Source organism: Helicobacter muridarum, assembly GCF_000765805.2.
GTDB lineage: Bacteria > Campylobacterota > Campylobacteria > Campylobacterales > Helicobacteraceae > Helicobacter_A > Helicobacter_A muridarum.
In genome coordinates this window covers 1-10,841 of sequence record NZ_JRPD02000033.1, presented here as the reverse complement: position 1 = coordinate 10,841, position 10,841 = coordinate 1, and the positions used below count along the sequence as shown (strand labels likewise).

Genomic DNA, 10,841 nt, shown 5'->3' with positions numbered 1-10,841 from the left:
TTACTACTTTGTCATATTGAGCATTTGAAAAATGCGAAATATCTCGTTTATTGCTTTGTTGAGATTTCATATTTTTAGATTCTTCACCTGCTAAAGCAGTTTCAGAATGACAAAAGTCTAAGAAGTTTTGCTTATCAAAGTTTTCATCAATAAGATTTAATTCCTGCCATTCTTTGACTTGAGATTCAAAGCCTTTGTCGTTTATAATAAAATCTATTAAAGTTTTTTGCTTAGGATAATTAGAGAGAGTAGAAGTATCCGCAATTCTAGTATCTTGCATAAGATTTGCAGATTGTGAGGAAAACTGCGAAGAAGTTAGCCCATCGCTAATGACTGAAGCAGTTTTTTGAAACTCCCATGAAGATTGCGTAAGAGAGCAATTGCTAATAAGCTTATCAAGGCTAAAAACATACTCTACTTTCTTTGCAAATTTTGGCTTTAGCCACACTGCCTTTAGCTCATTTTCAAAATCCCCTATAAGCTTAATTACCTCATAAGCGATATTTTTAATGCGTTGTAAATGTGCGATAATCTGTGGATTCCACTCTTGAATATCGCTTTGCTTATAGAGATAATTAAATATCCACAAATCAAACTGCTCTTTTAAAAAGGCAGTGGCATTTTTGTGGATAAAGAAGTCTATTTCAGCTTGTTTTTTGTAGCTTCTAAAGATTTTTTTCAATTCCTCCTCATTGATTTTCATTCTAGAATCTTTAAGGATTTCATTTTGCCTTAAATCTTTTAAAAACTCCTCGCTAAACTCATTAGAATTTTGCTTGAAAACATTGTTAAGCTCGGGGAAGAAGTCTTTTTGGTTGCTCACTTTGATAAGAATCTGTGACTTGCCCTCATCATTTGTTTCACTATTTATACTTTCAATACCCGCAAACTTAAAAATAATTTTGTTTTTAGTGTTATCGGCATTTTGCTTGTATTCACTCGCATCAAATACGATTTCATAGCTTTGCTTATCATCGGTTAAGGTAAGGCTTTGGTAAAGCGTGTCGGATTTGACATAATAGAGGTTTTGGGTTTTGTAAAAGAGGCTCGTGTCTTTGGAGTTGCTATACACTTTGGCATAGATATTTTTATAGGCGGGAGTATCGTTGAAAAAGGGCGTGCCGCTTTCATTTAAATAGCTATCAAAGAAAGTAAAAAGCTTGTTATAAATATCGTTGGATTGCGGCTCTCCCGCTATTTGTGAATCTAAGTAGGCTTTGATATGGGCGAAATATTGCTCTTTGATTTTAAGCAAATTGCTAAAGCCATTTTTGGCAACATTTCCCTGCTGAAAATCTTTAAGTTTCACACCCAAGTAGCAGTCTTGCAGTTTAGAATAAAAGGCTTTTTTGTAATCCATAAGCACACTCCCTTATGCCTTGTTTTGCGGTATTTTAGAAAGCATTTTAGCGAGATTGGACTTAATTTATGATTGAATCATTTTTTGAATTTGAGTGTAAGTTTTATGCAAGAAAATTCTTTTAAGAGATTCTGCCTATTCGTCTCAAAAAGTGTGAAGTTTCTACCATTACAAAACGCGTAAAAATGGACTTTTAAGCTTTTGGTTGATTGCACAATAAAATGTTTGTTGCTCTGCTTTATTTTGTGCGTTGATTTTTATTTTTGAAGCTTTTGCCTCAAGTACACAATTAAGTTTTGAATTTAAATACAATACATAATCAGTAAGGGTATTTTTATCAAAAGTGATTTTTGATTGCCACCTGTAACGCTAGGACTTTTAAGATTTGGTCTTTTCAAATCTACACAAAGATAACTTCTAATCCATTTATTTACAAGATTATATTATAATAGATAATGATTATGTTTATAATGTATTGTTTATTTTGGACATATCATAATTTAAAAATTAGTAACTAAAATAAATCTAAGTCTGAGCTATAATAACAAAACGCAGTTTAATCTCATCAATTTCATCACAACTTGCACAACGGTAGGAATAAAATGGAGTGTTAACTCCGCAACTATTGCAATAATAGCTAAAGTCTAAATCTCCTGTTGTATTTGAGTGAAGATGCAATAACTGTAGGGATTCTAAAGTAATATCTTTAATATTCCTATAGTCCTTGATATATCCCTTAGCTCTATAAATATCTCTAATATCAGAATCCATAGGAATAAGATCAAATGGAATCTCTTCTAAATCAAAATGCCATAGCAAATCTATACATGAATATATATCATTGTAATGTAGAATCTGCTTCCAAAATAAAGCTATATTGTATAGTTTAAAGTGGCGCAAGATAAGAATACTAAGCTTTGAATCTTTATGATAAATATCTAGTAGTTGCTCTTGCTGGGAGATAAGAGATAATTTTGTATTAGATATTATTTGCATAGCTTTTATATAATCTCTAGTTTGGATTATTTTGTTTTTCATTGCCGCATCTGATAAAGATTCTCTATCTTGCAGCTCTTCAAGGCAATCAAGTGCACTTAGTGATTCTTTATATTCCCCCAAACTTTCACATGTTTTTATAAGTAGATTGAGAGCATCAATATTGTATGGGTAAATGCGCAAAATATCTATTAGTACTGATTTTGCACGTTGCAAGAATCCGGCTTTATAATAGCTTTTTGCGAGCATTTGTAACACTTCTATTTTTTCTTGGGATTTGCTTGTGTTTTCATTTAACATTTGACACATTGCTATGGTTTGTTGGTAATTGCCTACTTGAAAGTATATCTCAGCAATTCGCATAACAGTTGTAGCTGGATTTTTCACATGTTGCATAAAATCAGATATATTTTGTTGCAAACTAAAGCTATCAAAATTTTTGCTAAGTTGCTCTAAATATTCTTTCTTTTTTTTCTTAGCATAAGCACCCCTTACAGAGTCCATAATAACAATAACCAATACAATGGCAAATAAAATCATAACACCAAACACTGGATTGCGATATAACTCGATGATATTAGACATATCAAATCCTCGTATTCTCTTTGTGTATTGTTTAATAGATTTTGTTTATAAATACTAACACAGAATATAAGTAAGATTCTATAAAAAGTAGAATGTATTAAAATATTGATAATCAAATAATCAAAAATTCTTAAAAATTATTTGTAATGCCTGATTGTTTGATAAATTCTATAAGCTTATCCATAGGCTGTCTGTAATTATTATATTCTTCTACTTGGTTTGGTGGTAGAGGCTTCCACTCGTATGCTCTTGAGAACCAGTAATGAGAATCCAATGAACCTACAAATTCAATATTTCCATTTTTTTTGGGAATTATCTTTCCATAATATGTTTTACAATTATAGAGATTATGAATAGTGCCATTAACAAGTTCACCTTTTGAGTTCTCTACATAATCATATCCAAAGACTGCCCCAACTACATTTCTACTATTTTCAGGCTTATTGCTACAGTTAAAAAAAGTGGAATCAGATTCCAAATTTTTTACTCCATATATATAATATTTGTTTTTATATTCAAATATTTCTACTATGCTTTGCCCACCTAGTGTATCCTTATGTGTTAAATAAAGCCCTGCAAGGGACTTTCCAAAAGAAATAGAATTGTAAACAACAAAAATTAGAATACATATAAAAACCTTGCGAATGTTTCTACATATATATAAGCCAGTAGCACTAATATATAGAAGAACAATACAACGCGCCCCACACGCACTGATAAACATAATATTACTCCGTTTCTTAAGATTTATTTTATAATTGTACTTTCTATTAAATTTAGTGGTATCTTTGCTACTATCTTATGCACGAATTTACCATTCAAATGTGAATTACTAAGCCCACCTGCATGCACATCATTAGGAGTAAATATGCAAAGATTTTGTGGTAAAGATAAGATTTTATGTGTATTTTTACGACTATAATATTCTGTATAATCCTTTTCCTCATCATATGGACTCTTTACTATGAAATCATCTATATCTCCTATCATAAAACACTCTGCACCTCTAATTGTTAGCTGAAAATCAACATATTTTCTATGAGATTCAAAGAAAGCTTCTCGTTTTGGCTTTAAGCTATATGCCTGCAACATGGCAAATATTCCATTTTTTAAATCAAATCTATCGCCTCTAGCAAAACAATTATAATGATAACCATCTATACAATCTAGGAAAAACTTATAAAGATGCTTCAAATCCCCTATAAATAGTCTTTCTAGCTTTTGCAATCTTCCTATGACCGCCATTAATTTACCCCAAAACTAACAAAAAATATGCCAAGAAATTATTATAGTATAGGCATTTTATACTAAAGAGACTTAATTTAACTTTAAAAATGCAATACTCTGACTATAAATAGTTAGTAACAGTTCACTCGAAATCATAATATTTTTGCTACTATATAAATTATCAAAAAATTAAGGAGACATCATGCCAAAAAGGGTATTAGTTCCGCTAGCAGAAGGTTTTGAAGAGGCAGAATTTATAGGTATAGCAGATGTGTTAAAGAGGGCAGGATTACAAGTAATTATTGCTAGCCTAAATGGAGATAATCTAGTAAAAGGTGCTAATGGTATAGTAGTTCAAGCAGAAATAGCCCTGCAAGATGTAGCTTTAGAATCGCTTGATGCGATTTGCCTAGCTGGTGGGTTTGATGGAATGCAGAATCTTAGTAATAATGAGAAAATATTATATATTATTAAAGAACTACATAGAAGCGGTAAACTAGTTGCTGCTATTTGCGCATCACCAATAGTATTAAGCAAGGCTGGAGTAATATCTGGCGACTTTACTTGTTATCCGGGTTGCGAAGTTGGCATAGCTGGCAATAGACTAAATAAGGCAGTGGTGGTTAATAATAATGTAATTACTTCAGCAGGTCCTGCTACCGCAATTTTATTTGGTTTGGAAGTAGCAAAATATTTATGTGGAAATGAAACTTATCAAAGTCTATATGAGGGCTTGCAAACTCCGCTTGCGACAGCTTAAGGTATTACATAAATTAATTAATTTTTGCATCTATCAAAATTACTTGATATTATTTAATTGCTACATTGGTTTATTAGAATTTAAAGCCCTAATGATTTTAGGGTAATCAAATATAGGATATATAATACTCTAATGTTATAAATCTTGTTTCTTCATTTTCATGCTAAATCTTTAGATTAAGATTTTGTTCTTACAATGCCAACACTATGTTATTTATATAGATTTATTAAGTGATCATCTTGAGATTTATCAAAGTCTTTTATTTTTTCTTGAAGCATGGCTTCGTAGCTAAAACTAACCTTGTTTAGTAGCAATTACTAAATGTTTTGTCCAAAAAGATAACATTATATTTAATATCACAAGAATTACTAAGTTAAATATAGCTTTTGTCAATATTGTAATATTTAAAATATGTATAGCTGCATTAAAAATAAATAATTATTTATTTTTATCTCCAATCGCACGCAAAAATTCTTGCTTGCTATATTCTCTTATCTCGCTTAATGTTTTTAGTTTTAAATCATATTCTAATATATCATCTTCTGTTTCAGAATCTAATAATTGTAATACCTGCCTATTTTTTGTTAAGGCAACTCTGCCCGATAGTGATGTTTTATCATTTCCTGTAATTGGATTCTTTAGTAAATGCGAAGACTTGCCTCCAATGTTAGCCCAAGTCATTTTGGTAACCAATCCTACATCATCTCTAATTCCAGAGTTATATGCATAACTTCCAATTCCTAGGCAAAGAAAATCGGTAGCCTTATATCCTTGCTTTGAGCACCATTCGTAAATTTTTCTAGCACGTTCAACAGTGATTGCATCACCATAGATGATCTTAACTTTATCAAATCCAAAGTATTCATCTACGAGCTTTATAACCCCTTTTTTTGCTTGTGGTATTTCACTCTTGGAATCACCTGTTAAAATTAGGAAGGGATCCCCAGAATCAGGGCGTAAGACAATTGGAAATTTACGAGATTGAATCATATTAAAGACTTCCTTATCTTTCCTTAATGCCTCTATGATATTCCATAGATTCCAAGTATCTGCTACGATTGACACCATGGACTGCGGAAATGTTTCCATAATTTTCTTAAATGTTCCAATTTCGTTTGTTTCTCCACCTAGACACATCACAGCATGCTCGCTAGCTGGTATTGATCCTATATGTCCCACATCAAATCCATAGTTATCGCATATATTTTTCACTGCCATAACAGAATCTGTGCCACTAAAAAATAATAGATGTCCCATTGATGAGTTGTAAGAATCTTCTATGCCATTAGTTCCTCTTGCTGAAAAATCATGGAAGTTGTAGCTATCATCGAGATAATATCCTAAGCAATCATATTCAATTCTTTTAAAAAGAGCAGCTTTTGTTGCTATAAAACACGTTTTCCATAACTCCGAGTTTAGGTATGTTTCTATGAAGTTTACTAACCAACAATATTCACTTTCTTTACAATGTATTGTCATAATAGGGGTATTGCCCTTGATAAATGTTCCTTCTGGGAGTATCTTAAATGTGATTGGAATTTTGTGCGGTAGATTTAGCCATTTATTTATTAGGAATTTATATGAATCTTGCTTCTTGCTTAGTTTCATAAAATCTGTATATATGAATTCTAATGCTTTTTCTAGCTTTTCCCTTGGGTATTCTATAAATTCTTTGTAAATTCTCTGTAATTTGGCGATAGACTGACGCATGCCAAATGCTACAATATGCCCATTTAAAGTGCTTAAATCTAACCTTGGTTTCCTGCAATAAAGCACGCTATAAGCCTCTTGTATATCATCTGGATACATTGCGGCATGAGTGTATTTATAACAGTCTGCAATGAAGAGTAATTTTGGATAATCCATAAAAATCCTTATTTATAGTTTATAGAGAACAAAGTATTTCTATTGTAACCGAAAAAATGCTGGATTCTGAATATTTATATATTAAGTTAATATATTTTGGAATAAATGTAACAGTTTGCAAAAAAATATCTTCCCATTATTTTGATTAAAATATTATGTTTTAAAGAATAAGAACATTCTTAAATTACCAAATACTATCTTATGTGTTCATATGGATTCTGTTTCATGTATCTATTGATATAAATTTGTATCAAATCCAATCGAGCAAAACATTATCTGCCCTATGAGACTTAATAGAATCTCTTAGTTTCTTTATCTTAGCTTCACCATCGCTAAAGAATCTTTCATGAGTTTCACATGCTATATAATCAATATGTTTATATAGCCCCTTTTGTAAAATGGAATCCATAATATCAAATTCAGCTCCTTCTACATCTAGCTTTAGGAAATAGATTCTCTTATGCTTTGGCAAAATATATTTTTCTATAATTTTGCTTAAATCCACAACCTGCACTTCGTGCATACCATATGTAGAATCTATGCTTTCAACAATACGATTACCCTGTGAAAATATGCCTCCACAATCCATTAAAAATTCTGTTTTATGAAATTTATTTGATACTGCTGTTTGACTAAGTATGACATTTTGATTATTATCATACTTAGATTGTAATATATTATACAAATATATATTTGGTTCAAAAGCATAGGACATACCACCACAAAATAATATAATATCAGTAATTAATCCTGCATGAGCCCCACAGTCAATACAAACTGGTGGTTGTATAATTTTATGTTCATCTAGGTTACTATTGGGATGTAAATTTATATCTATTGAGTTGGGCACACTATTATCTAAATTTACATCATCATTAAACTTGGAATTATCTTGCTCGTGATTAGTATCTGTAGATGCTTTAGTGATTTGACTACTTAAATTATCAATTATGCTAGAGTGAGTTTGCCCCCCCCCCCCCCCACATCTAGATCATTTTGATTATGATATATGAAGTCAAGATTTAGTGTATTTACATTATATTTGCATGCTTTAGCATTCTTTGTCATAGCAAACATCTTATAAAAAATATCTCGATATCCCATAGGTATATGTGCATTAGCTAGCATTAGCTCAAGTTTTCCTATGCTAGAACTATCACAGATTCCATTAGAGACATTGTGCAATATATGTTCTAAATGCATTATCATACTTTTTAACTCATTGGTATGCTTTCGTCTAGCAGGCATAATGTCTCGCAATTTTTTAAAAATATTTTTCATTGTTGGCTCTATTGAAATTCTTTAAGCAATAGCTTTTGCGTGTCCATAATACCTATACCTTTGTCTAATGTTGTTTGGGCTATTTTTTGTGCATTAGCAAGAGAGTGCATTTTTGCAGTTCCACATTGATAGATGTTTAGCTCTGGAATTTGTTCTTTACTCGTCAAACGTAAAATATCTCTCATACTAGCTTCCCATGCCTCTTTGACTTTATATTCGCATGGATTTCCTATTACACTCATATAAAATCCAGTACGACATCCCATAGGAGAAATATCAATAATTTCTGTTCTCGCGTCATTTAAATGTTCTCTCATAAAACCAGCAAATAGGTGCTCTAATGTATGGATTCCTTCCTCATCTAGTATTTCAATATTGGGTCTACAGAAACGTAGATCATATACGCTAATTTTATCTCCATGGGGTGTTTCCATAGTTTTTGCAAGTCTCACAGCAGGTGCTGGCATGATAGTATGATCAACTTTAAAACTATCAAGTAATGGCATTAAAAACTCCTTAATTTTTATATCAAAGTTGAGTATTATATCAAATTATACAGTTATGACTTAGTTTTGTACAAAACTAAGTCATTAATAAATACTTGATTCTATTAAAAAGGGCTTAAAGTGTTTCACAATATAATATTCATTATCAACATGATAAATAAAGCTCGTAAGCTTAATTAAATTTTTAAAATAACAATTAAATATTGACAAGATAAAATCAAAAGCAATATAATAATAGCTAATATTTTAAATTTACTATTCTCTAACGCTAAAGCCATAATGTTTAAACATTTTTTCTAGCAAAGATTCTATTAATTCATACACTACCATAAAGCCACTATCATCTTTGTAATAGTAAGGATCTGGAATATCCTCACCACTGCCAAATTCACCCAATTTAAATACCTTATCCTTATCAAATCCAAGAGCTAAAATATCGTTCTTATTTTGTGAATCCATTGCAATAATAAGATTAAATTCCATATCACTATATACATTTATCGGGCGAGATTTTAGCCCTGAAATATCTATGCCCTTTTTCTTTGCTGTGGATATGGAATATTTATGCGGGCTTTCACCTCGATGGAAGCCACTTGTTCCACACGAATCAATTCGCAAGTCCCATTTATTTCTTTTGCTCATATCCCTTGCTATGCCTTCAGCTATTGGAGAACGGCAGATATTGCCTAAACAGACAAATAATATACTATTCACTTTCATCATATATCCTAAACAAAAAATGCTAAGATTATATATTATATCCAATGAGTAAAGAGTTGTAATGTCAATTAGCATACGCATTTTGTTTTTTATTGTTATAGTGTTGCTACATATTTTTATTTATTTCACGCTTTTCAAGAATGTTTCAGCAAATCCAGTTATAAAACATCTTGGAAAATTTATAGTCATTGCGAATTTGCTTTGTATTGTATTTTTCTTACGTTTTTATCATGGACATATTAATCCTATTATTTATACCCTTATGTCAAGCAGTGTTGGGATATTTTGGATTAGTTTTAACATTGCTCTTATTGTATTTGTATTAAGTTGGGGTATTTCCTTAAGCTTTGGTTATCTTACTTTGCAACAATGGCAAGGAAAAATTTTAATGTTAGCTTGGATAAGCATATTTGTTTTGATAGCCTTAAGTTTTCATATCAATGCCAAGCAACCGTCTATTATTGAGCAAACAATTCAAATACAAAATCTTAAGCAACCAATAAACATTGCGCATTTAAGTGATATTCATATTGGAGTCCTAATGGACGAACATAAGGTAGCAGATATTGTAAGGAAGACAAATGAGCTAAGTCCAGACATCATAGTACTAACAGGCGATATTGTAGATAGTTACTCAAGCCTTAGTTTTAGGGCAATAGAGCAGTTAGGTAAGCTGAAAAGTAAATATGGAATCTATTATGTGCTAGGCAATCATGAATATTATTATGATACTTATAATATATTGAGATATATACAGAAGCTAGGTATTACAACTCTTGTAAATCAGAGTATGATTTTGCGGAATCTGGGTATCAATATATCAGGTGTAGCAGATTTGGTAGGTGAAAAAATAATTCAAGATACCTTTCTTAGACCAAATTTGTCACAAGCAACCAAATATAATATAGCATATTTCCCTACCATATTGCTATCACACCAACCAAAAACTATTAAATTTTTAAATAATGAAAAAATAGATTTAGTGCTAAGCGGACATACGCATGGTGGTCAAATATTCCCTTTTAATTTTTTCGTGCTAATAGATCAGCCATTCTTAAGTGGTTTGCATGAATTTTCGTATAATGACAATAAATCGCAGATATATATTTCAGAGGGTGTTGGCTGGTGGGGTATGCCCATGAGACTTTTTAGTCGCAGACAGATTAATTTTTTACATTTAGTTCCAGCGTAATTCTTTTTTTTGTTTGTTTAAAATTGTTTTTTTAACATTCTTTCAACAGTTTTTTAATATGTTTAAAAACACTAAACTCTGTTTACTTCGCATAAATCTATATTTTATTGTGAAATCTTCTAAGGATCTATGTGTTATTTTAAATTTTTAAATGAATGATTTAATGAAATATAGATATTTTCTTTGTTTTATAGCCTATTTAATGCATATATAGATTGCAGTAGCAGTTATATAGATTGCATATATGAGGTTTTACTAAAGAAACTTCGTTTTACTAAAGAAACTTCGTTTTACTAAAGAAACTTCGTTTTACTAAAGAAACTTCGTTTTACTAAAGAAACTTCGTTT

General features: G+C 30.9%; 10 protein-coding genes and 1 pseudogene. 2 read left to right on the top strand and 9 right to left on the bottom strand.

Annotation, left to right across the window (positions count from 1 at the left end):
• From LS73_RS09060 to LS73_RS09045, 4 genes and pseudogenes are all read right to left on the bottom strand, one after another.
• Positions 1–1,360: pseudogene (locus LS73_RS09060) on the bottom strand (site-specific DNA-methyltransferase); the annotation flags it as partial.
• 525 nt (positions 1,361–1,885) lie between these two features.
• Positions 1,886–2,941 (bottom strand): tetratricopeptide repeat protein, encoded by a 1,056-nt coding sequence (locus tag LS73_RS09055; RefSeq protein ID WP_052089738.1) that lies wholly within the window; start codon positions 2,939–2,941, stop codon positions 1,886–1,888.
• Positions 2,942–3,071: 130 nt separating this feature from the next.
• Positions 3,072–3,665: a DUF2147 domain-containing protein gene (locus LS73_RS09050; protein WP_052089736.1), complete on the bottom strand. Its 594-nt coding sequence runs from the start codon at positions 3,663–3,665 to the stop codon at positions 3,072–3,074.
• A gap of 23 nt (positions 3,666–3,688) precedes the next feature.
• Positions 3,689–4,186, bottom strand: a complete 498-nt coding sequence (locus LS73_RS09045) for a NanQ anomerase/TabA/YiaL family protein (RefSeq protein WP_034558369.1) — start codon at positions 4,184–4,186, stop codon at positions 3,689–3,691.
• A gap of 184 nt (positions 4,187–4,370) precedes the next feature.
• On the opposite strand from LS73_RS09045, the gene LS73_RS09040 reads away from it, so the two are divergent.
• Positions 4,371–4,928 carry a DJ-1 family glyoxalase III gene (locus LS73_RS09040; protein WP_034558368.1) on the top strand — a complete coding sequence of 186 codons (558 nt, stop codon included), beginning with the start codon at positions 4,371–4,373 and terminating at the stop codon, positions 4,926–4,928.
• A 438-nt stretch (positions 4,929–5,366) separates the two neighbouring features.
• On the opposite strand, the gene LS73_RS09035 is transcribed toward LS73_RS09040, so the two are convergent.
• The 5 genes from LS73_RS09035 to LS73_RS09015 form a co-directional block, all read right to left on the bottom strand.
• Entirely contained in the window at positions 5,367–6,794 is a 1,428-nt protein-coding gene (locus tag LS73_RS09035) for a nicotinamide phosphoribosyltransferase domain-containing protein (protein WP_034558367.1), read from the bottom strand.
• A 250-nt stretch (positions 6,795–7,044) separates the two neighbouring features.
• Positions 7,045–7,644 (bottom strand): FkbM family methyltransferase, encoded by a 600-nt coding sequence (locus tag LS73_RS09030; protein WP_052089734.1) that lies wholly within the window; start codon positions 7,642–7,644, stop codon positions 7,045–7,047.
• A gap of 98 nt (positions 7,645–7,742) precedes the next feature.
• Positions 7,743–8,075 (bottom strand): hypothetical protein, encoded by a 333-nt coding sequence (locus LS73_RS09025; RefSeq protein ID WP_114985958.1) that lies wholly within the window; start codon positions 8,073–8,075, stop codon positions 7,743–7,745.
• An 8-nt stretch (positions 8,076–8,083) separates the two neighbouring features.
• Positions 8,084–8,581, bottom strand: coding sequence for an S-ribosylhomocysteine lyase (gene luxS, locus LS73_RS09020; RefSeq protein ID WP_034558053.1), 498 nt, complete (start codon positions 8,579–8,581; stop codon positions 8,084–8,086).
• Between the two features lie 255 nt (positions 8,582–8,836).
• A complete protein-coding gene (locus LS73_RS09015; RefSeq protein WP_172458479.1) occupies positions 8,837–9,301 on the bottom strand; it encodes a low molecular weight protein-tyrosine-phosphatase in 465 nt (154 codons plus the stop codon).
• Positions 9,302–9,362: 61 nt separating this feature from the next.
• Here LS73_RS09015 and LS73_RS09010 point away from each other — a divergent pair, with 61 nt between their 5' ends.
• Positions 9,363–10,493, top strand: a complete 1,131-nt coding sequence (locus LS73_RS09010) for a metallophosphoesterase (protein ID WP_034558054.1) — start codon at positions 9,363–9,365, stop codon at positions 10,491–10,493.
• The last annotated feature ends 348 nt before the right edge of the window (positions 10,494–10,841 follow it).